We start from the raw sequence: 20,847 nt of genomic DNA on the forward strand, positions 1-20,847 counted from the left end.
GTCGAGTCGATAGGCAGAAGGAGAAGTCTGTGAACGCCACTGCCGTCCTGGAGAGAACGGGCGTACCATTGACTACGATGACCGAATCAGTCAAAGAAGTCCCCGAGACCAAGGCCGAGCGTTCGGCCCGTTTCGAGCGTGACGCTCTGGAGTATCTCAATCAGCTCTACGCAGCTGCGCTGCGAATGACCCGCAACCCCGCCGATGCCGAAGACCTCGTTCAGGAGGCGTACGCGAAGGCTTATGCGGCGTTCCATCAGTACAAGCCGGGAACCAATCTCAAAGCATGGCTGTACCGGATTCTCACGAACACCTTCATCAACAACTACCGGAAGAAGCAGCGGCAGCCGCAGGAGCACGGCGGTGAGGATATCGAGGACTGGCAGATCGCCCAAGCGGCGAGCCATTCCTCTTCGGGAGGTCGCTCAGCGGAGCTCGAGGCTCTCGACCATCTTCCGGACTCTGATGTCAAGGATGCTCTGTCGGAACTGCCTGAAGACTTCCGCATGGTTGTCTACTATGCCGATGTCGAAGGTCTGCCGTACAAGGAAATCGCTGAGATCATGGATACGCCTATCGGCACCGTGATGTCGCGTCTGCACCGTGGTCGGCGTCAGCTGCGAGAGATGCTGGCAGACTATGCAGCGGATCGTGGCTTCTCCAAATCTGCGGGAGGTGCGAAATGAGCGATGAATGCTGTGAGAACGTGCGCGCTGAATCTCTGATGCGCATCTACCACTATCTTGATGGCGAACTGACGACGACAGAGATCCGCGAGATCTCTGTCCATCTCGAGCATTGCCCGTCGTGTCACGACGAATACGAGATCGAGGCGCTGCTCAAGGAACTGGTGCGCAGATCCTGCAGCCGGGAGCAGGCACCGATGGGTCTGCGTGAGAAGATTCGCCAGCGGATCGCCACCGAACAGACGGTGTGGCCGGGCACCGGAGTCTGATCGCCTGATAGCGGCATCGGAACTGTCAGAGGCAGCAGAAGAGGGCGGGGAGAATGATCATTCTCCCCGCCCTCTTCACATGTCCTGGTTGATTCGAAAGAATCAGCCGTTCGGACGCTTACCATGGTTCGCGTTGGAACGACGACGGTCGTGACGCTTACGGCTGCGCTTGCTCATGACTACACTCCTTCACTAGATGTTTCATTCTTTCATGACCACTGTGCCTGGGCAAAGTGTCCCTACTCGACGATGATCAGGAATCGCCCATGGCGTCTTGTACTCCCAGCCACGGGAACCAACCACGGTGCAGGACCAGCCACGCGAGGAGGCCATAGCCTTCCTGAGCAGGAAGATGGTCTCGCGAGGAAGCGATCTCACGTTGCCACACGGGATGACCGAGCAATGGGGTGAACGTATCGACATAGGCGATGCCTCGTCGCTTTGCGACATCTGAGAAGCTCGTGTTGAGTTCTGCGATCCCACGGTTCCGGTCGGAGTTGTACTCCGGGGGAGGGCCGATGACGAAGGCGGAGACCTTCCGAGCCAGCGCTTCGTCGAGCACGTTGGCGACATCGAGTCGAGCACGGGTAACGGACCGACCAGAATCGAGATCGCCGGATCCCAAAGCCAGCACCAAGCGATTGTCGCCGTCGGAGGAGAACCTCAGGGACGCCTCGGCGATGGTGCGAGCATGCAGACCTGAGGAGTCCTCGTGCGGAACTGCCAGAGGAAAGACTCTGAGATCGGGCAGGCTGGGCAGTGTCCTGGCGGTGACACGTCCCACCCACCCGAGGCCACGGCCATCACCGTGACCGGCGACCAAAGGGCCGCCGACCACAGCAACAGTCGTTGGAGTCACGGAGCTCACCGGCGGAAGATCCTGTCGATGACTTCCTGCTGCTGGACTTCATGGACATGCTTGAGTCCGGTAGCAGTAGCAGCCGAGGCTGGACGCGAGATCACGGTGAGTTCACGATCACCCAGGAGCTGCGGCATGTTCAGCGCCATGAACGGCCATGCACCCTGGTTCTCCGGCTCTTCCTGGGCCCAGACCAACTGTGCGCTGGCAGGGTAGCGCTCGAGCAGAGACTTGATGGAGTCCTCATCGAGCGGGTAGAGCTGCTCGACGCGGATCAGTGCCGTCGTCGTGTCTTCGCGCTTTTCGCGCTGCGCCAACAGATCCCAGTAGAGCTTGCCGGAGACCATCACAACGCGGTCGACCTGATCGGGATCGACGACGGAATCGTCGATGACGGGCTGGAAAGTTCCCGAGGTGAAATCCTCGGGAGAGTTCGCAGCAGCCTTGAGCCGCAGCATCGACTTCGGGGTGAAGACGATGAGCGGACGCTTGTTCGTCGTCATCGCGTGGCGGCGCAGCAAGTGGAAGTAGGATGCGCCATTCGACGGCAGAGCCACCGTCATGTTCGACTCTGCGCACAGCTGCAGGTAGCGCTCGATGCGAGCCGAGGAGTGGTCGGGACCCTGTCCTTCGTATCCGTGAGGCAGGAGCATGACAACACCGGAGTTCTGCTGCCACTTCTGCTCTGAGGACGAGATGAACTCGTCGATCACGGACTGAGCGCCCTGAGCGAAGTCACCGAACTGGGCTTCCCACGCGACCAGGGCATCCTTGCGTTCGACCGAGTATCCGTACTCGAAGCCGACCGCTGCGTACTCGCTCAGCAGTGAGTCGTAGACCCAGAACCGCGCCTGCTCGTCGCTGAGGTTCTGCAGCGGTGTCCACTCGTTGCCGTTGACGGCATCGATGAGCACCGAATGACGCTGCACGAAGGTGCCGCGACGCGAGTCCTGACCAGCGAGGCGAACGGGAATTCCGTCCATGAGCAGTGACCCGAAGGCCAGAAGCTCGGCGAAGCCCCAGTCGATGCCGCCTGACAGCGACATCTCCTTGCGCTTCTCCAGGAGGGCACGCAGCTTCTTGTGGATCGTGAAGTTCTCGGGAACATCGGCAAAAGTCTGACCGATATGCTGCAGAGTCTCTGAGCTGATTGCCGTCTCGGCGTTGTTGTAGGCCTCGATGTCGCTGGGCACATGCGGCGCGTTGAAGGCATCGCCCTCGTAGGAACCGGTCTCGGCTTCCTTGGTTTCAGCGAACGCCGACTCCAGCTTCGACTGGTAGTCCTTGAGCGCCTCGCTGGCCTCCTCGTCGGTGATGCACTTCCTGCCGACGAGCGATTCGGTGTAGAGCTTGCGCACCGACCCCTTCTTCTCGATGAGGGAGTACATCAGCGGCTGCGTCATCGATGGATCGTCGCCCTCGTTGTGTCCGCGGCGGCGGTAGCAGACGAGGTCGATGATGACGTCGCGGTTGAATTCCTGACGGTATTCGAACGCGAGTCGTGCTGCTCTCACAACGGCTTCGGGGTCATCCCCGTTGACGTGGAAGATCGGTGCGTTGATCGACTTCGCAACGTCGGTGCAGTAGAAGGAGGAGCGAGCCGAGGCCGGAGGAGTGGTGAAGCCGACCTGGTTGTTGATGATGATGTGGATCGTTCCACCGGTGCGGTAGCCACGCAGCTCCGAAAGGTTGAGCGTCTCGGTGACGACGCCCTGACCAGCGAATGCTGCGTCACCGTGGACGAGCACGGGCAGGACGGTGAAACCGGCCTCGCCCTGGTCGATGAAGTCCTGCTTGGCGCGAACGATGCCTTCGAGGACCGGATCCACGGTCTCGAGGTGGCTGGGATTGGCGGCGACGTAGACATCGGTCGAGTTGCCGGCAGGAGAGGTGAAGGATCCCTCAGTGCCCAAGTGGTACTTGACGTCGCCGGAGCCCTGAACGCTGTCGGGGGACATGGTTCCGTCGAACTCACGGAACATCTGCGCATAGGACTTGCCTGCGATGTTGGTGAGCACGTTGAGACGTCCACGGTGGGCCATGCCGATGGCGACCTGTTCCATGCCGGAGTCTGCCGACTGGTTGAGCACTTCGTCGAGGAGGACGATGGCCGATTCGCCGCCCTCGAGGCTGAAGCGCTTCTGTCCGATGTACTTCGTCTGCAGGAAGGTCTCAAACGCTTCGGCTGCGTTCAGGCGGCCCAGGATGTGGCCCTGTTCGGAGCGTGTGAGCTCCTGGTGGGGTACCTCGATCTTGGCCTGGAACCAGCGACGCTGCAGCGGATCGGCGATGTGCATGTACTCGAAGCCGACAGTGCGGCAGTAGCTCTCACGCAGGAGACCGAGGATGTTGCGGAAGGGCATCATCGGCTTGGCACCGAAACCACCGGTGGGGAACTCGCGTTCGAGATCCCACAGGGTCAGGCCGTGCTGGTTGATGTCGAGGTCAGGGTGCGAGCGCTGCCGGTAGACGAGCGGGTCGATGTTGGCCATGAGGTGCCCGCGGGTGCGGTAGGCATCGATGAGCTCGATGACGCGCGCGGTCTTATTGACATCGTCCTGGTCCTCGGCAGAGACATCGGGGACCCAGCGCACGGGCTCGTAGGGCAGACGCAGTGATTCGAAGACATCGTCGTAGAAGCCGTCCTCACCGAGGAGGTAGCCGTGGATGAGCTTGAGGAATTCACCGGAGCCTGCGCCCTGGATCACGCGGTGATCATAGGTGGAGGTCAGCGTGAGCACCTTGGACACAGCCAGCTTGTTGATGGTGTTCTGGCTGGCACCCTGGAACTCTGCCGGGTAGTCAAGCGCTCCGACGCCGATGATGCAGCCCTGGCCCTTGGTCAGACGCGGCACAGAGTGCACGGTTCCGATTCCACCGGGGTTGGTCAGCGAGACAGTGGTGCCCGCGAAGTCATCTGCGGTGAGCTTTCCCTGCCGTGCCTTGTCGACGAGACCGTCGTAGGCGTCGACGAACTGGCGGAAGGTCAGGGTCTCGGCCTTCTTGACGTTCGGCACCAGGAGTGTGCGCGACCCGTCCTTCTTCGGGACGTCGATCGCGAGGCCGAAGTTGATATGCGCGGGGGAGACCATGACCGGCTTGCCGTCGCGGATGTCATAGGACACGTTCTGCGAGGGGAAGTTCTGCAGCGCCCGGATGACGGCGAAGCCGATGAGGTGGGTGAAGGAGACCTTTCCACCGCGGGTCCGCTTGAGATGGGAGTTGATGACGATGCGGTTGTCGATGAGAGCCTTCGCCGGCAGCGCGCGCACGGACGTGGCCGTGGGAACCTCGATCGAATCGTCCATGTTCTTGGCGATGAGCTTCGCCGGACCGCGCAGCGGAGTGACGGTCTCTTCGGGAGCCGGCTTGGGCTCAGTGTCCTTCACCACGACCTTCGGCACGGACTTCGTCTCTGCCTTCAGGGTCTCAGTCTGAGCCGAGGAAGGGGAGACTCCGCGGGGACTGTCATCTGTCACAGTGTCTGCCTTCGCGTTGGCAGACTTGTCTGCGGATTTCGCAGCAGCCTTTGGTGCTGCTTTGGAGTTTGACTTCGCAGCCGACTTGGCGCTGGTCTCTGCGGCGGGTTGGGCCTTGGCAGTCTTCGCTGCTGCTCCATCCCCGTTCTTTTCGTACTTGTCGAAGAACGGCCACCATGACTGGTCGACGGAGTTCTTATCGGACTTGTACTGCTCATACAATTCCTCGACCAACCACTCATTCGACCCGAAGTCGTCGACGGTGCGGTTCGGAGTATTGACGGACACGGCGTTGATCGCCTACTTCCTGATTCAAGAATTGCTGCTTAACGACATGACCAGCCTAACGCGATGTGCCCACGTATGTCCGCATAGGGGACAATAGTGTTATGCGTTTCATCTCAAATGACCCGAATAATGATCTGACCTACTCGGATGTGTTCCTGGTTCCGAATTCGTCCTCACTGACCTCACGCTTCGATGTCGACCTGTCGACGACCGATCCGACCGGGTCGACAACGCCGATCGTGGCCGCAAATATGACCGCCGTCTCCGGGCGTCGAATGGCAGAGACCATGGCCCGCCGAGGTGGTCTTGCAGTCTTGCCGCAGGACATTCCCCTGACTGCGGCTCAGGACACCATCAAGTGGGTGAAGGGTCGGGATCGCGTCTTCGATTCGGCGCTGCGTTTCTCCCCTGACGACACTGTTCTGAGCGCGCTGCACGTTCTGGCCAAGCGCGCTCACGGCTTCGGAGTCGTCGTCAACGAGGCAGGCACGCTCGAAGGAGTGATCGATTCGGCCAACCTCAAGGGCGTCGACCGGTTCACCTCGGTATCCGAACTGCTCGAAGCGACACCGTATGTGATCAGATCCTCAGACGTCGACTGGTCAGACGATGCGCAGCTGGAGTCGCTGTTCGAGACCATGAACGAGTCCAGGACACCGTTCGCAGCCGTGGTCGATGATGATGACAGGGTACTGGGGTCGCTGACTCCCAAATCGCTGCTGCGCTCGTCGATCTACGCCCCCAACCTCGATGATCAGAACAGATTGAAGATCGCAGTCGCGGTCGGAGTCAACGGCAACGCCGTCGAACGCGCTTCGGCCCTGGTCGCGGCTGGTGCCGATGTCCTCGTCGTCGACACTGCGCACGGGCACCAGGTGAAGATGCTCGATACCCTGAGCTCGATTGCGGCCGCAGACCTGGGAGTGCCCATCGTCGCCGGCAATGTCGTCACCGCTGACGGTGTTCGCGACCTCGTGTCGGCCGGCGCTCAGATCATCAAGGTCGGAGTCGGCCCCGGCGCCATGTGCACCACGCGCATGATGACAGCTGTCGGCCGTCCGCAGTTCTCTGCGGTGCGCGAATGCGCCGAGGCGGCTCGAGAGCTGGGCGCACATGTGTGGGCAGATGGGGGAGTGCGCTATCCTCGCGACGTGGCACTGGCCTTGGCAGCAGGAGCATCGCAGGTCATGGTCGGCTCGTGGTTCGCCGGTACTCATGAATCGCCGGGAGACCTTCTGGTCGATGGTGAGGGTCGCCGATACAAGGAAAGCTTCGGTATGGCCTCGGCGCGAGCGGTGGCGAACAGGACACGCACTGAGTCTGCATTCTCCCGCGCGCGTAAGGGTCTGTTCGAAGAGGGCATTTCTTCGTCGACGATGTACATTGACCCAGAATCTCCTGGAGTTGAGGACCTTCTCGACGGGATCACTTCGGGCGTGCGCAGCTCGTTCACCTATGCAGGAGCCCGTAGTCTCGCAGAATTCGCCGAACTCGCCACGGTCGGCGTCCAGAGTGCCGCCGGATATGACGAGGGCCGGCCCTTGTCTCGGAGTTGGTAAGATCAAATCATGCACAGTGACAGTCCCTGCCGGCGGGAAGCCGGCGCCCCAGACGACGACCCTCACCCCCTGAGGCTCGATCGCAACACTCACCGTGATCTCCTGACCGCGAACGGCAGGGATCGTCACTGATGGAATGGTTCTACCTCGCGTTAGCGCTGCTCCTCATCTGCGGCACCGGCGTGTTCGTCGCTGCCGAGTTCTCTCTTCTCACGCTCGACCGTCACACCGCCGACAAAGCGGTGGAGGACGGTGTCGTCGGAGCTAAGACGCTGCGACGTTCGATGACGCACCTGTCCACCCAGCTGTCAGCGGCTCAGGTGGGGATCACAATCACCACCCTGCTGACCGGTTACCTGATGGAGCCGTCCCTGGGCAAGCTTTTGGCCCCGGTCTTCGAATCTCTGGGACTCAGCTCGGGGCTCGCAGCCCCGATCGCTCTGACGATCGCACTGATCGTGTCCACGTTCCTGTCGATGATATTCGGCGAACTGGTGCCCAAGAATCTGGCAATAGCAGTGCCTTTGGCCACTGGGCGCATCGCTGCACCGATGCAGTACGTCTTCTCGATCGCTTTCAAACCCGTGATCAGTGTGCTCAATGGAACAGCGAACAAGATCCTGCTGTCCTTCGGGATCGAACCTCAGGAAGAGGGATCGGTCGGGCGTTCGCCGGAGGAACTGACCTCTCTGGTGCGTCACTCGGCTGAAGAGGGAATGCTCGACGAGCAGACTGCCGACCTTCTCGAGCGGACGCTGAGCTTCTCCGAGCGCACCGCCGAAGATGTGATGACCCCACGGACCCGCATGTCGTCGGTGGTCAAGGACACCACGGCGCGAGCGATCATCGAACAGGCTCGAGAGACTGGGTTCTCCCGATTTCCCGTCGCCGGAGAAGACAAAGACCATATCGTCGGGGTCGTCCACGTCAAACAGGCATTCGCCGTTCCATTGGCGAACCGAGACGATGCATATGCCGGTGGGCTGATGACCGAGGTGACCGAAATTCCCGAAACCCTGCTGCTGGACCCGCTCCTCATGGAACTTCGGGCCCAAGGACTGCAGATGGCTGTCGTCGTTGACGAATTCGGCGGCACCGCGGGCGTCGTGACGCTTGAAGACGTGGTGGAGGAGCTCGTCGGCGAAGTTGCTGACGAACACGACCGTATGCGTGTGGCAGCGCGACCGGCCCGCGATGGCACATGGATCGTGCCGGGACAACTTCGACCTGACGAAGTCTCGTCGACGATCGGGCTCGAGATCCCCGAAGATTCTGACTATGAGACTCTGGCGGGCTTCGTGCTGAAGGAATTGGGGCGAATCCCAGAACCTGGAGATCAGGTCCGCACCGACGACGCACTCATCCGTGTCGAGCGAATGCACGGGCGCCGGATCGAAAGACTGCGGATACTCCTCCGCGCGACCGACGCCGTCGGCTATGAACAGGGTGGTGACTTCTGATGAGCGCTGATTGGATGGGGCTCGTCTGGCTCGTTGTCCTGCTCCTAGGCAACTCTTTCTTCGTGGCTGCCGAATTCGCGGTGGTCGCGGCCAAACGCTCACAGCTCGAACCCAGAGCGCAGGAGGGGTCGTCCGCAGCTCGGACCGCTCTCTACGCGATGGAGCACGTTTCGGTGATGTTGGCGATCTGTCAGCTCGGAATCACCGTCTGCTCCCTGTTGCTGGGCAATGTCGCGGAGCCGGCTATTCATCACCTCCTGTCCGGGCCTCTTGAGGGTCTGGGCATCCCGGCGGGGCTGTCGTCGACGATCTCGTTCATTCTGGCGCTCGGCGTCGTCACCTACCTGCACGTGGTGATCGGGGAGATGGTGCCGAAGAATCTGGCTCTGGCGACTTCAGCGCGCGCAGTGATGCTGTTGGCGCCACCTCTGGTGTTCCTGTCCCGAGTCTTCGGCTTCGTCATCAAACCGTTGAACGGTCTGGCCAACTCGATTCTGCACCTCTTCAAAGTTGAGGCGCGTGATGAGGTCAACGAGGCGTTCACGATCGAGCAGGTGGAATCGATCGTCGCCGAATCCAAGCGCGAAGGCCTGCTCACTGACGACACCGGGCTGCTCAAGGGCGCGCTGGAATTCAGCGACAAAACCGCGGCAGACATCATGGTCCCCATGTCGGAGCTGATCACCATCTCCTCCACCGTGACGCCCGATGAATTGGTCACCCTGGTTGGAAAGACCGGTTTCTCCCGATATTTCGTCGTCGACGAGGACGGATACCCGCAGGACTATCTCCACATCAAGGATGTTCTCTACGCCGACAGTCGGCTCGAGTACGGTGCGCCGATTCCAGCGAAGCGATTCCGCCCTCTTTTCACTGTCACCGCGAGTGACGAGGTGGAAGAGGCTCTGTCTCAGATGCAGAAAGCCGGCATCCACGTAGCCAGGGTCCTCGCTCCAGAGGGCGGCGTGCTGGGTCTGCTGTTCCTCGAAGACGTCCTCGAAGAGCTTGTCGGCGAAGTTCAGGACGCCATGCAGCGGGGTCGCTACGAATACTGAGCATGAAGTCAGGCACATTCGGAAATGCAACCGTGACACAGGTCATTGAATGGGCTGTTGCTTTGTAACAATATGTTACGAAGCTCGCCTCCCAAGGCCTGGAAATTCACGCGCCATGACGCCCCGACATGGTGAAAAAACGGTGAAATCCCAGGTCACACGCCAAGTGTGAACGGAAAGTGACAATCTGTAACGAGGTCGTTATAGTGTTGTGACATAAGGTTTTCGTTCGCCGGGGTACATGGCGGCCGAAATACGGACAACAGTACGGAGTAATATGTCGAGTGAGTCCTCGACCGCAGAGGCGCTACCGGTCCGCCGGCGCGATCTGCGCAAGCAGCACACCTCTTCACGCGTCCCATCCGTCTTATCCAAGCAGGGTGCGACATCGGTGTCGCAGCACTCGGATTCGACTCCCTCAGCACCACTGTCGCCGCGCCGCGCCGCGATGGCAGCTGAGGCCAGAGCGACCGCCGGTTCGCCGCGTCGGGCCGCGATGGCCAGGGAAGCCGAAGCACGTCCCGACCACGGTGGTTCCGCTTTCGTCGCCGCTCGCATGGGCAGCCGCGGATCCGATGGATCACTGCTGCGCTCCGTGCGTCGCCGTCGTGTGACGACCTTCTCCGCTTTGGCAACCGTCTCCGTGACGGGGACCGCTATCGCAGCAGTGATGGTCGCCGGCAACATGACCGGCAACCAGGAAGTCAAGGTCGACGAGACCGCTGCCGATTCACAGCCCCGCGCCATCAACTCTGAGTCCGTCTCCGCTGACATCAAGGCAGATGATGAGAAGACGAGCATGGCTATCGGCGCACCGAGCGCCAAGCAGACCAAAGTGGAGGCCGCATCGCGTGCCATCACAAAGACCGTGCTGCCCGGATGTGAGGGCGAAGCACCGAAGGGTAATGCCTCGAACGGTGAGGTCCCCGAGGAATGGCTGTGCGAGATCGGCGTCGGCAACCATAAGCTGCGCTCCGACGCAGCTGTGTCCTTTGCGAAGATGAACGCAGCGTTCAAAAAGGACACAGGCAAGGAGCTGGCAGTCACTGACTCCTACCGTTCTCTCGACGCCCAGATCTCTGTCGCTGAGCGCAAGCCGGGATTCGCCGCTCGTCCGGGCACCTCCAACCATGGTTGGGGAATAGCGCTGGACCTCGGTGCGGGAACTCAGAACGGCACCGGTGTGCAGTACGACTGGCTCGTGGCCAACGCCGATAAATATGGCTGGGAGAACCCCGACTGGGCAAAGCGCAACGCCTACGAACTCTGGCATTGGGAATACGTTCCGGGCCGCAAGGATCTCAAGGGCGCCTGATACTGACAACCGCGTGCAATCGAGTCTCGATTGCACGCGGTTTCGTTTTGGGAAGCACCACAGGTCGGTGATAGCATTGCATCCGTTGCCCGCGTAGCTCAGTGGATAGAGCGTCTGCCTCCGGAGCAGAAGGTCGTAGGTTCGAATCCTGTCGCGGGCACCATGTAAGGCCTCTGATCAGCGGATACGTTGATCAGGGGCCTTTCTTTTATAGTGGCGATCCTGGAGAGTACGCACTGAAGTACGCATTAGAGCTCTCGGCTGGCAGCCCGGGGGAGTGGGGGTTCGAACGCCTTCGCCTGAACTCAGGTTGACGCGGCATATTCTCTGGATCCGCTCAGCGACTTGTACAGGGCCTGTCGGGTGATCTCTTGGTAATGGAACCTCCTTGGCCTTCGACTAGCCTTCTGAGCCCCGCTGCGGGGCTACTGAGACCTGTTTGGCGTCGAGCCTTAGGATCGCGGTTGTAAGTCAGCGCCGCATGAGAAGATCGAGGCAACGGCGAATAAGGAGTCAAAGGTGGCCAAAGGCGTGAGCATTAACAAGCGAGCGATAGCGAAGATGCAGAAGGACATTCAACGGGAGTTCGACAAGCGACCTGTCGAGGTGCCAATCAAGGCTGATGCGACAACGGGTTCCGGTGCGTCACAGCAACCGACGGTCAATCATTATCACGCGCCCGTCGTGACAGTGAACGGCGACCAAGCTCAGGTCGCATGGGGCGACGGCACGATCAATCAACATCAAGAGAATGTTCGCCAAGTCGCGGATGGCTATCAGGACCTGGCTCGTATTGTGGCCGACATTCTCGCGAAGCTGGACAACTTGCCGCTCACTGACGAGGACAACCAGTACGCGCGAGAGAACGCCGAGGCGCTCATGGGCGAAGTCGTGAAGGCCGATCCTGACAAGGGCGTCGTACGGCGTGGTGTGACATTGCTCAAGGGTTTACTCGCTTCAATCACGACAGGCGCTAACCAGGCAGTGACCGCAGAGAGCGCTGAATTCGCTCGCGAAGCAATCGAAGCTCTCGGGAACGCCGTTGGGTCCTGACTCACCGCACAGCTCTGCCGATTCTGGTTCTCCAGCGGCCGGCGGGCAGGAAGGAGATGTTCTTCCTGCGCTCAGTCTCCTGCCCGAGCATGTCTACTAGTGCGCTGTCAGATCGGCGTACTTCCCCGAGCCGTTCAGCGCGGTGTAGAGCGTCTGACGTGAGACGTTCAGGTCACGGGCCACCTTCGCCTTTGGCACGCCCTCTGAGACCCGCCGACGGGCATCTGCGATCTGCTCGGGGGTGAGCTTCGGCTTGCGCTCGTACACACCCTTCTTCTTCGCGAGAGCGATCCCCTCGGCCTGGCGTTCACGGATGGTGGCCCTCTCCAACTGAGCCACAGCGGCCAGGATGGTCAGCATGAACTCGCCTTGAGGCGTGTCCGTGTTGAGAGCTGGGTTGTCGATGAACTCGACGGCGACACCCTTCGCCTGGAGCTGTTCGACGAGATCGAGGAGGTCTCGGGTCGACCGTGCCAACCGATCCGGGGACTTCACCCGTACAATGTCGCCTTCGCGAACATAGGAGATCATCTCGGCCAGCTGGGCACGGTCGTCGACGTTCTTTCCTGAGACCTTCTCTGAGAAAAGTCGGTCGACGACTCCGATCGCCTCGACCTGTCGCGCTTGGTTCTGGTCGACGGCGCTCACGCGAACGTAGCCGACCGTCTGTCCGCGATGTCCAGTCACGACTTCTCTGCGGCCTTCGTGAGCTCCTCGACAGCCTTCTTGAACTCCGCGCTGAACATGTCGTCCTTCTCCGCGGCTTCCGGGGAGGCATTCTTCAACGCGGCCCTGACTTCGTCGACCTTCGCCACGACCTCAGGGGTTGCCCGGAAGACGATGAGGCGCCGGTTGGTCCCTTCCCGCTGCTCCTTGGTCTCCCTCACCTCGCTGCATCCGCGAAGAATCTCGATGGCGTCCTTGCGCCGATCCTTGCCGTGGAAGGTGCCGAGGTTACGCAGCTCGACGCCCTCTGAGCCGCTACGGACGATCTGGTCGTAGAGACCCGCCGCACTCGTGTAGCCCTTCCTGACCCAGGGCCTGGGGTCGTCCGGCGGTTCCAGTGCCGCCGGGAGCTCTACGCTCTCGACGACGTCGTCGAAGGCGACCTGCTCCGGAGAGCGCTTGGCACGCTGCTCCCACTGCACTGAGAGGATATGCGGCGAAACGTTGTTCATTGTTCTGTCTCCTTCTAATGTCCAACGGCATCTTGAGTTGCCGTCTGATATGTCCAATGATACCACTTGTAACCTCGTTAGACACTAGATATAGCGACATTCCGATGTGTCTATTTGGGTACACCCCGATAGGCATCGCCGAGCTTGTGGCACAGCCACGTGTGTCTGCACCCCATGAGATGATGCAGGCAACAGCGAACGAGGAGAATAAGGTGGACAAAGGCGTTAGCATCAACAAACGAGCGGTATCCAAATTCCAGAAGGATATTCAACGCGAGTTCGACAAGCGACCTATCGAGGTGCCGATCAACGCTGATACGGCAAGACTCTCTGGCGCGTCGCAGCCATCGACGGTGAATCATTATCACGGGCCCACTGTGACAGTGAACGGCGACCAAGCTCAGGTCGCCTGGGGTGACGGCACGATCAGTCAAGAGCAACGGGACGTCAGCGAGGTCGCGGAGGGCTACAGAGACTTAGCAGGCATTCTTGCCGACATTCTCGCGAAGCTGGACAACTTACCGCTCACTGAAGAAGACAACCAATACACGCGCGAGAACGCCGAGGCGCTACTGACCGAAGTCGTGAAGGCTGAGCCCGACAACGGCGTCGTACGGCGTGGAGTTACCTTGGTCAAAGGTTTGCTCGCTTCAATCACGACGGGCGTCAACCAAGCGGTGACGGCGGAAAGCGCTGACTACGCTCGCGAAACAATCGCAGCTCTCGGAAACGCCGTTGGGCCCTGACTCGTCCTCCAGCTGACGAACCACCGCGCACAGCTCTCCGTTTTGAGGCAAAGCGGAGTCATCATGTCGGTCACTTGCGTTGCTCAACGCTCGACGGGGTGAAGTCCTCCCCATGAAGGATAGATATTGATCGCACTGCTGGAGGGTGTGGCTCGTCTGTGCTCTACTGAATGTAAGACGTCTAAGGAATCAGGGAGAAGCCAATGAGCAGCAATGAGAAACACGACGGACCGAGCTCGGATGAAAGTCTTGAGCGCGATATCGCTATCGAGTCCCACGAAATTCAATCAGCCGACGAACTCTCAGAAACCCTGAAGTCGATGATTGATAATGGCGAGCCCCTCTAAAGAGCGGCATGCGCGAACGACCGAACCTGGCGTCGTGAGCCAGCGTGTCCATAACTTGTGGGCGCCACGACGGCGGTCAGTCCGATGAAACGATCGTGAAGCCTTCGCCGTCGTCCGACCGATGCGCCAATGAGATTCCCAATGCGCGGAGGAGGCTCCCCAAGCTGTCGCTAGGGGCTCCAGGAATCAGAATCAGCGGCGCTGCTGAGACACCAAACTCGCGCGCGGCATGCGTATAGTCCAAGACTTGCCCGATGGCTGTCCGCACATGGTCCCGAGCAACTGAACGTTTCGCCTCGACTATCCAACCACGAGAAGGCACGTATAGGTCCGGCATAATGTTCGACCCATCAACTGGCAGAGTCAACGACTTTGGCTCGTCTCCGTTGGCCGCCAGCCATTTGCCAAAATCGTTTTGAAGCTCAAACTCCAGCCGTGAGACCGTGCGCGCCTCAAGATCGCTCGAGCTAGGACCCGGCTCGACAAGTACGTCGTCGAAGTCAGGCGCAGTCCAATCCTTCACAACCGGCTCGGCGAGCCCCTTGCCACCGTAAGGCGGCAAGAACTCTGTGTCTGCGTCGATCGGTTCTAAGTTAAACACGAACCCACTTCGCATAGCACCGTTGCGGTCTGGGATCTCCTTCTCCCAGTAGGCAGGGTTACCGAGGGTGAACGCACCGACGTAGGTTGCGTAGACCTCCTGGGTCCGGAATAGCCGAATGGCATTGCCGCTCGCTGCTGCGCGAATTAGGGCAGCGTTTCCACGCTTATCAATGGACTGATCGCCAACTTGCCCTTCTCCCGTATAAGAATAGTTCCCGTCTTCGCGAAGACCTTCGTGCCTGTCGTACCCGAACTCTTTGCCGCTGTCAGGATCTGTGAAGATGAGGACATCGTCGATCGACTTCGGCGTCGATATTCCGCCCTGCTGCTGCCCGCCGTAAACGCGGTGAACAGCTCGGCGTCGGACTTCGTCGCCGGGGCGAAGACTCCACACCTGTGAAGACGCGTCTAGCCCGACCCTTGCCCGGACTGAATCTGCTTCTGCGGGCGAGAGCAGCCAGCGTCCTTTGCCAGGTGGCAATAGTCCAAACTCGTCACGTAGTACATCACGCACGCGTTTCGAAGTAACTTGAAGTTCGAGCGACAACTGTGCAGGTGTAATGCTATCCATATGCCAATGCTAGAGGGAACTCGTCGACCAGATCACCATTGATCGACACTCCACGGCATACACAGCGCTACGCTCAACGTTTGAGGCCAACTTCCCTGCGACTCAACAGCACTATCAAGTGCATCTGCTCAGACCACTCTTGACAGACCGCGATGGCAACTTGCGGGAAACCGTGCTAAACCCATAGGAGAGTACCGTGACGCGTGCTAATGAGTATAAACGGACCGCTTTTCGCTGAAACAGGAAGCAACCGACTGATGTCAACCATTACGAAGCAGCAATACGGCGCCCTGGAAGAGACTGAGGTTTCCACAGCCGTTGCTGAGCTTTCAGAACTTCTCGGCAGCGACGACCTTGGAGTCTACGCCCAGTACGGCAGCTGGGCTATCTATCCAAAGGTGGATACAAAACCGGTATCAGCCGCACAAGACCCGTCTACAGTGAACACCTTTGCCGCTGTCGAGGGAGTTGCTCACAACAATGTTGTCCTAGTGGCCTTTAACCTGGGCCGTCCCAAAAATCCAGCTCAAGGTGCCGAAGTCGGACAGCTGCGCCATAACAAGGACAGACTGTGGGCGAACTTTCACAGCGGAGCAAGCGACTACAACATCGCGAGAGGCACTGAAAGCAACGCATTCCGCGGCGCGTATATCACCGACTTCTTCAAAGGTCTGCCGACCAATAACATCAACGAATTCAAGTTCCTGATGCGTTCCCGGGGTGAGGCATGGAGGTCTCGGATCGAGGAAGCGATGCACACGGTTCTTGACCGTGAACTATCGCTCATCGGCGCTGAGAACTCGCCTCTGGTGAGTTTCGGGCGTTCCACCGGCGATGAGAACTCGCTCCTGGATTTGTTGTCTGGTTTCTATGGCACTGAACGAGTCCACTACGTAAGTCACTACGCTGACGCCGTCGGACGGAACTATCATGAACAGTTCGAGGAATTAGAGAAGCGCTTGGATCTGGGTTGAGCCATTGGTGGAGTTTCGGCATTCGACGACGACGTCGTGGCCGGACGGCAGCTCTTCACTTTGGACAAGTCAACGCCTGCTCGGATTCGCCCTTCCGCTCCGCTGCTCCGGTCATCGAAGCGGTTGTGCGCTAACTCCAAGTGGCAGTCCTTCTTCTATCGCGAAGGACTGTAAGGGCGCTAACCTTCAAGCATGGGCAGAGGCAGAGTTGACTTCGACCGAGGACTGACACGCCTGTCTGCCTATGCAAGGGAGCATGGCAACGCGAACCCCAAAGCGCATGAAGAGTGGCTCACTTGGCGAATCGGGCTGTGGGTCTCCAGCCTTCGAGCAAAATATCGCAAGGGCAAGCTGACAGATGAACAAGTCGCAAAAGCCGAGGCCATAGGGGTGCGATTCGTCCCTCCCTATCGCGATCGCAAGCCCAAGCCACCGACCCGTGCTGAACGCAGGGGAGGTGAACTGCTCCGAAGACTCGAATGGCTGGAGGACTTCTTTCGAGAACACGGCCACATCAACGTTCCACAAATTCGTGGCATCAGCACCTGGCCCGGCGCAGGTCGTTGGATCGCCCGTCTACGTTCGCAATATCGTGAACAAAAGCTGCCGCAGTCGGTTGTGGCTAAAGCCGAGCGCATGAACATTGTGTGGAACCCGGGTCCAGGTCGCCGCTCCTATTGATGCTTGCGTTCAACATAGGTGTTCGTCACATAGCTTCATGCCTACGAGCCAATGAACGGATTAACGAACAGCTTTGGGACAGCTGCCCCCCCCCCGACCGTTCAGTGTTCGACATACGACCGTTTACTGAACGAACCCGCAATGAGAGAAAGTGCTTCAGTCATGAGCGCGAGCACTGCTCGGCACGGCCCGCAACGCGACCAGATAATCGTCACCTGCCTGCGTCAGCTTCCAGTAAACCGCCTTGTCGCTCACCGTCCGCTTCTTGGTGCCGGTCGTGATGAGGCGCAGTGCCCTCAGCTGGACGATGATCGAACCCCACGACCTGTCCGAGATCGTCGCAGACTCGTTAGACAGGTCGTCCGGCCATCCTTCGGTGTCAGCCTGGATCTCACTAAGCATGTGACTGTTGAAGGTGTGCCGCAGGGAGGGCTCGGTGGCCTCGTCGATCATGAACGGCCCAAGAACCTCCATGATCTCGTCCCACATGTAATTGAGGACACCGGCCTCTTCGATCCTTTCGTAGTTACTGTCGTAGCCCTTGCGTACCAGGGTGACCTCGACCTCCTCTTGACCGTGGGCAAAGCTGCTGTCAATCTCCGACGCTGCGCTTTTGCCAGTCTCGATTTCCTGCTTCTCTAGCTTGGCGATCTTCGCTTCGAGCTCTGCGATCTGGACCCTGGTCTCCGATGTCATTGCCTGATCGCCTCGCACCCAGCCGGGCCGCGGATGGTTCTTGATCAGGTGCATCAGACCGCGAGTCACTTTCGACCCGAGGTCCTCAGCGTTCTTCCACTCCTTGGTCATCCGCTTCTGCACCTTGACGCGGAACTCGTCGAGCTTTTGCGCGGCAGCGTCGTTCTTGTCGGTCTTGCCGACGGGAATCTCGTCCATGTCGGCCGGCACGAAGCCCATCACGGGTATCCCGAGCTCGACTGCATAGTCGTACTCTTTCTCGGTGTAGCTGACACCCTCTTCCGTGACGGAGCCGTAGCGACCACCGAGAATCACGAGGTAATAGTCGCTCTGCTCGATAACACCCTTGATCAACGTCCACTGATCATCGTTTCCTGCGGGGAAGAGCTCCATCCCCGCAGGCATACAGTCCATCTCAAGCAGCGCTTGCATCACCTCTCGACGTTCGTCGATGAGATCGACGAACGTCGAACTTATGAATACCTGATACCGCTTGTCCATGGGTTACATGATAGTCGGAGCGCTCCGTGACCGTTGGGCTCCGACCTCCGCGCACTATCTCGGGCGTCCAGAGAATGAAGCGGAACTCACGGGAGCTGACTATTTCTTACGTGTCGGGTACGTGATGCTGACCGTGACTTGGCGCGCAGCGACTGACTCCGTCTCCATGCACGACGTGCAACGCATCAAGATGCCTCTTATAGTGTGGCTCACCTGGCGGATTGGACTGTGGGTTTCCAGCCTGCGAACGAAGTATCGCAAGGGCAAGCTGACTGATGAACGGGTTGCAGCAGCCGAGTCCATAGGTGTGCGATTTGTCCCTCCCTATCGCGATCCCCAGCCCAAGCCTCCAACTCGTGTTGAACGCAGGGAAGGCGAATTTCTTCGAAGGCTCGAATGGCTGGAGGACTACTTTCAACAAAACGGGCACATCAACGTTACACAGCTTCGTGGCACCAGCACATGGCCCGGTGCAGGCCGTTGGATCGCTCGACTTCGTTTGGAGTATAAGAAGAAGGGACTCCCATCATCAGTCGTGGCGGAGGCAGAGCGGAGGAACATAGCGTGGACCCCGGGTCCAGGTCGTCGGCACTACTAATCCCAATGATCGACATAGGTATCCACGATCCTCGGCATGACGGCTAACATTGTGAACGCAGACCTCACCTAGCCCACACCAAATCTGGACCCACTGCCTGGATGGTTAAACACCTTTAACTAAAGCCATTCTCTCCCTCAAGACCTTGGATGGTCGACTGTGAGAGTTTCGTAATCAAGACCTGTACACCGGTCAGGGAGCTCGAAAGGGAGATCGCGCACGATGGCGAAGAATGATCGAAACAATCAGCAGGGAAAGCTCGGGGAACTTCGCGTCGCAGAGGCATTCCTGCAGAGCGGCTGCGTCGTCAATTTTCTGAGTTTCATGGATGTCGGACTGGACCTTCTCGTCCAACTTCCTAAAGGATCTACGCCTCCGGAGCGCGACAAGACATCATGGTCGATGTCAGGAAAAACCGCCCACATCCAAGTGAAAAGCACCAGAACAAACACTCTCCCGGCTATTTCTACTGAAACCGCACACGCTTGGCGAGTGGGAGCCTTGGCCGGCACACCTACGCTCGTTGTCGCCGTAATGGTCGATCCTGACACCGGCTCGACCACGTTTCGATTTTTCGATCCACTAGTCATCGACCTGTACGCTCAGACTACGAAACCTGACAGCTTCAAAGTTCCAGTCAGCAGCGGACAGGAAGTGGACTCCAGCGCGCTCTTCCAGCGGATGTATGAATGGGTTGAGAAAAGCCGTTTCTACTTTGCAGACGGCGTCGAATTTACGTGGCCACGCAAGAAGCGCGAACTATGGGAGTCTACTCTGAATATGGTAGGCCGCCTGACTCGCATCCACGAGAGAGCATTTCAAGATTCGCAGGTTTCTCTTGAGCAACAACCTTACACGGGAACGGCACGAGTTCTAATGCGATCATTTTTAGACGGTGTCGGCGTCAGAGGCAACGAGCAGGACGACATTGTTACCCACACAGGATCCTCATTGCTCGATGAGCTGGATATGCGCGCCCATGACATGATAAACGAGGCGGCATCAGAAAAGCACGGGTGGCCAGACTGGGTAGAGCCTCTGGCCTCAGTGTCACCTACAGTTAATGAAGAACGTTCGCTGTCATTTCTGGAGAAACTCTGCTTTGATTACGGCTCGACACTCGCCGGAAAATGGAAACTCCCTTGACTGGTGCATCTCCGAGTCGGGATGAACCTATTAAAACAGGGTCTTATCGGACGCTCGAATAGCGACCTTCTGACTCTACTCTTTCGGGGCGAATTAGCCATCGGCGAGGCGAACGAAAAACAACTTGCCGCAGGGGCGACTCCCAAGCTTGCGGTTCGCGTTTCAATTCCAACAAGGCGAGGCCAGTCGCCGTCGAACTCTCTCATGAACTACTCGCTGCTCTCTTCATCGGAGTCCTCAGCAGCTTCTTTGCGCAGATTGTCCCGCCAAGTAGGCAACTCATTCTCTCGAAGAACCCAGTGGTTCTTGAACTTGGGGCGTTCGTAACAAAGATCGAGCTGACCAGCGAGCGTCCGCACTGTTTCATCACCGTCAGCACGATTGGTTGCCCTGATCAATTCAAGACCAACTTTCTGCAACAGATTTTCCGCCCGGTGCTGTTGACGGTTCTTGCTCGTTTCCGTATCCAACCACTTAAACATTAAATATGAGCCTAACAAGGGTATCCACCCAATCAGGACCCGGCTAAATCGCGTTAGAATGTTTCGTCCGTGCGCCACAAACTTTAGATATTCTTTATAGCGAAATCTCGGTCTACGGGAAGGGTATAACCAGTGTTGAACAGCTGCTGGAGACAAGCCAAACGTATCCGGTCGTGAGCCACGACCATTCATATCGATAAAGCTCCGCTGCCAGCGACGTGATAACCGTCGAAAGCGCCTCCTAGCAAGGGCTAGGCCCGCCGGAGAATAACCTACCGGTGCAAGTCCCTGGTTCACCATC

General features: G+C 58.9%; 20 protein-coding genes and 1 tRNA gene. 13 read left to right on the forward strand and 8 right to left on the reverse strand.

What is annotated here, in order from left to right:
* Positions 1-47: 47 nt before the first annotated feature.
* Both LQ788_RS09370 and rsrA read left to right on the forward strand, forming a co-directional pair.
* Positions 48-686 carry a sigma-70 family RNA polymerase sigma factor gene (locus LQ788_RS09370; protein ID WP_394801338.1) on the forward strand — a complete coding sequence of 213 codons (639 nt, stop codon included), beginning with the start codon at positions 48-50 and terminating at the stop codon, positions 684-686.
* Positions 683-955, forward strand: a complete 273-nt coding sequence (gene rsrA, locus LQ788_RS09375) for a mycothiol system anti-sigma-R factor (RefSeq protein ID WP_231447077.1) — start codon at positions 683-685, stop codon at positions 953-955. The genes LQ788_RS09370 and rsrA overlap by 4 nt, the downstream gene beginning before the upstream one ends.
* Positions 956-1,057: 102 nt before the next feature.
* Here the strand turns inward: rsrA and LQ788_RS19950 are convergent, their stop codons facing one another.
* From LQ788_RS19950 to LQ788_RS09385, 3 genes are all read right to left on the reverse strand, one after another.
* Positions 1,058-1,132 carry a 50S ribosomal protein bL37 gene (locus tag LQ788_RS19950; RefSeq protein ID WP_373270343.1) on the reverse strand — a complete coding sequence of 25 codons (75 nt, stop codon included), beginning with the start codon at positions 1,130-1,132 and terminating at the stop codon, positions 1,058-1,060.
* A gap of 76 nt (positions 1,133-1,208) precedes the next feature.
* A complete protein-coding gene (locus LQ788_RS09380) occupies positions 1,209-1,823 on the reverse strand; it encodes a GDSL-type esterase/lipase family protein (protein ID WP_231447079.1) in 615 nt (204 codons plus the stop codon).
* Positions 1,820-5,581: a multifunctional oxoglutarate decarboxylase/oxoglutarate dehydrogenase thiamine pyrophosphate-binding subunit/dihydrolipoyllysine-residue succinyltransferase subunit gene (locus LQ788_RS09385; RefSeq protein WP_231447081.1), complete on the reverse strand. Its 3,762-nt coding sequence runs from the start codon at positions 5,579-5,581 to the stop codon at positions 1,820-1,822. The genes LQ788_RS09380 and LQ788_RS09385 overlap by 4 nt, the downstream gene beginning before the upstream one ends.
* Positions 5,582-5,682: 101 nt before the next feature.
* Between LQ788_RS09385 and guaB1 the strand changes: the two genes are divergently transcribed.
* The 6 genes from guaB1 to LQ788_RS09415 all read left to right on the forward strand — a co-directional run bounded on the left by guaB1 (position 5,683) and on the right by LQ788_RS09415 (position 12,023).
* The gene (gene guaB1, locus LQ788_RS09390; RefSeq protein ID WP_231447083.1) at positions 5,683-7,140 is read left to right on the forward strand and encodes a GMP reductase; all 1,458 of its coding nucleotides are present in this window, start codon (positions 5,683-5,685) and stop codon (positions 7,138-7,140) included.
* Between the two features lie 131 nt (positions 7,141-7,271).
* The gene (locus tag LQ788_RS09395; RefSeq protein ID WP_231447085.1) at positions 7,272-8,600 is read left to right on the forward strand and encodes a hemolysin family protein; all 1,329 of its coding nucleotides are present in this window, start codon (positions 7,272-7,274) and stop codon (positions 8,598-8,600) included.
* Complete coding sequence (locus tag LQ788_RS09400; RefSeq protein WP_231447087.1) at positions 8,600-9,655, forward strand: hemolysin family protein; 1,056 nt, start codon at positions 8,600-8,602, stop codon at positions 9,653-9,655. The genes LQ788_RS09395 and LQ788_RS09400 overlap by 1 nt, the downstream gene beginning before the upstream one ends.
* 277 nt (positions 9,656-9,932) lie before the next feature.
* The gene (locus LQ788_RS09405) at positions 9,933-10,970 is read left to right on the forward strand and encodes a M15 family metallopeptidase (RefSeq protein ID WP_231447089.1); all 1,038 of its coding nucleotides are present in this window, start codon (positions 9,933-9,935) and stop codon (positions 10,968-10,970) included.
* An 87-nt stretch (positions 10,971-11,057) separates the two neighbouring features.
* A tRNA-Arg gene (locus tag LQ788_RS09410) sits at positions 11,058-11,133 on the forward strand.
* A 356-nt stretch (positions 11,134-11,489) separates the two neighbouring features.
* Complete coding sequence (locus LQ788_RS09415) at positions 11,490-12,023, forward strand: hypothetical protein (protein WP_231447090.1); 534 nt, start codon at positions 11,490-11,492, stop codon at positions 12,021-12,023.
* A gap of 96 nt (positions 12,024-12,119) precedes the next feature.
* Here LQ788_RS09415 and LQ788_RS09420 read toward each other — a convergent pair whose 3' ends face one another.
* Positions 12,120-12,710 carry a recombinase family protein gene (locus LQ788_RS09420; RefSeq protein WP_231447091.1) on the reverse strand — a complete coding sequence of 197 codons (591 nt, stop codon included), beginning with the start codon at positions 12,708-12,710 and terminating at the stop codon, positions 12,120-12,122.
* Complete coding sequence (locus LQ788_RS09425; RefSeq protein ID WP_231447092.1) at positions 12,707-13,201, reverse strand: hypothetical protein; 495 nt, start codon at positions 13,199-13,201, stop codon at positions 12,707-12,709. Before LQ788_RS09425 ends, LQ788_RS09420 begins: the two co-directional genes overlap by 4 nt.
* Before the next feature lie 179 nt (positions 13,202-13,380).
* On the opposite strand from LQ788_RS09425, the gene LQ788_RS09430 reads away from it, so the two are divergent.
* Together LQ788_RS09430 and LQ788_RS09435 are read left to right on the forward strand one after the other, a co-directional pair.
* A complete protein-coding gene (locus LQ788_RS09430) occupies positions 13,381-13,947 on the forward strand; it encodes a hypothetical protein (RefSeq protein WP_231447094.1) in 567 nt (188 codons plus the stop codon).
* Positions 13,948-14,150: 203 nt separating this feature from the next.
* Positions 14,151-14,294, forward strand: coding sequence for a hypothetical protein (locus tag LQ788_RS09435; protein ID WP_231447096.1), 144 nt, complete (start codon positions 14,151-14,153; stop codon positions 14,292-14,294).
* Between the two features lie 76 nt (positions 14,295-14,370).
* Here the strand turns inward: LQ788_RS09435 and LQ788_RS09440 are convergent, their stop codons facing one another.
* Positions 14,371-15,468, reverse strand: a complete 1,098-nt coding sequence (locus LQ788_RS09440) for a hypothetical protein (protein WP_231447098.1) — start codon at positions 15,466-15,468, stop codon at positions 14,371-14,373.
* Between the two features lie 257 nt (positions 15,469-15,725).
* Between LQ788_RS09440 and LQ788_RS09445 the strand changes: the two genes are divergently transcribed.
* Positions 15,726-16,442 (forward strand): hypothetical protein, encoded by a 717-nt coding sequence (locus LQ788_RS09445; RefSeq protein ID WP_231447100.1) that lies wholly within the window; start codon positions 15,726-15,728, stop codon positions 16,440-16,442.
* A gap of 192 nt (positions 16,443-16,634) precedes the next feature.
* Positions 16,635-17,123, forward strand: a complete 489-nt coding sequence (locus tag LQ788_RS09450; protein ID WP_231447102.1) for a helicase associated domain-containing protein — start codon at positions 16,635-16,637, stop codon at positions 17,121-17,123.
* Between the two features lie 156 nt (positions 17,124-17,279).
* Here the strand turns inward: LQ788_RS09450 and LQ788_RS09455 are convergent, their stop codons facing one another.
* A complete protein-coding gene (locus tag LQ788_RS09455; RefSeq protein WP_231447104.1) occupies positions 17,280-18,320 on the reverse strand; it encodes a DUF4062 domain-containing protein in 1,041 nt (346 codons plus the stop codon).
* Positions 18,321-19,140: 820 nt separating this feature from the next.
* On the opposite strand from LQ788_RS09455, the gene LQ788_RS09460 reads away from it, so the two are divergent.
* Positions 19,141-20,064 (forward strand): DUF4365 domain-containing protein, encoded by a 924-nt coding sequence (locus tag LQ788_RS09460; protein ID WP_231447106.1) that lies wholly within the window; start codon positions 19,141-19,143, stop codon positions 20,062-20,064.
* Positions 20,065-20,273: 209 nt separating this feature from the next.
* On the opposite strand, the gene LQ788_RS09465 is transcribed toward LQ788_RS09460, so the two are convergent.
* Positions 20,274-20,534: a hypothetical protein gene (locus tag LQ788_RS09465; protein ID WP_231447108.1), complete on the reverse strand. Its 261-nt coding sequence runs from the start codon at positions 20,532-20,534 to the stop codon at positions 20,274-20,276.
* Positions 20,535-20,847: the final 313 nt, after the last annotated feature.

The organism is Brevibacterium zhoupengii, assembly GCF_021117425.1.
Lineage (GTDB): Bacteria > Actinomycetota > Actinomycetes > Actinomycetales > Brevibacteriaceae > Brevibacterium > Brevibacterium zhoupengii.

Coding starts and splice junctions, on each gene's coding strand:
- rsrA (WP_231447077.1), top strand. CDS start 683: ATGAGCGATGAATGCTGTGAGAACGTGCGCGCTGAATCTCTGATGCGC.
- guaB1 (WP_231447083.1), top strand. CDS start 5,683: ATGCGTTTCATCTCAAATGACCCGAATAATGATCTGACCTACTCGGAT.
- LQ788_RS09395 (WP_231447085.1), top strand. CDS start 7,272: ATGGAATGGTTCTACCTCGCGTTAGCGCTGCTCCTCATCTGCGGCACC.
- LQ788_RS09400 (WP_231447087.1), top strand. CDS start 8,600: ATGAGCGCTGATTGGATGGGGCTCGTCTGGCTCGTTGTCCTGCTCCTA.
- LQ788_RS09405 (WP_231447089.1), top strand. CDS start 9,933: ATGTCGAGTGAGTCCTCGACCGCAGAGGCGCTACCGGTCCGCCGGCGC.
- LQ788_RS09425 (WP_231447092.1), bottom strand. CDS start 13,201: ATGAACAACGTTTCGCCGCATATCCTCTCAGTGCAGTGGGAGCAGCGT.
- LQ788_RS09430 (WP_231447094.1), top strand. CDS start 13,381: ATGATGCAGGCAACAGCGAACGAGGAGAATAAGGTGGACAAAGGCGTT.
- LQ788_RS09435 (WP_231447096.1), top strand. CDS start 14,151: ATGAGCAGCAATGAGAAACACGACGGACCGAGCTCGGATGAAAGTCTT.
- LQ788_RS09440 (WP_231447098.1), bottom strand. CDS start 15,468: ATGGATAGCATTACACCTGCACAGTTGTCGCTCGAACTTCAAGTTACT.
- LQ788_RS09445 (WP_231447100.1), top strand. CDS start 15,726: ATGTCAACCATTACGAAGCAGCAATACGGCGCCCTGGAAGAGACTGAG.
- LQ788_RS09450 (WP_231447102.1), top strand. CDS start 16,635: ATGGGCAGAGGCAGAGTTGACTTCGACCGAGGACTGACACGCCTGTCT.
- LQ788_RS09455 (WP_231447104.1), bottom strand. CDS start 18,320: ATGGACAAGCGGTATCAGGTATTCATAAGTTCGACGTTCGTCGATCTC.
- LQ788_RS09460 (WP_231447106.1), top strand. CDS start 19,141: ATGGCGAAGAATGATCGAAACAATCAGCAGGGAAAGCTCGGGGAACTT.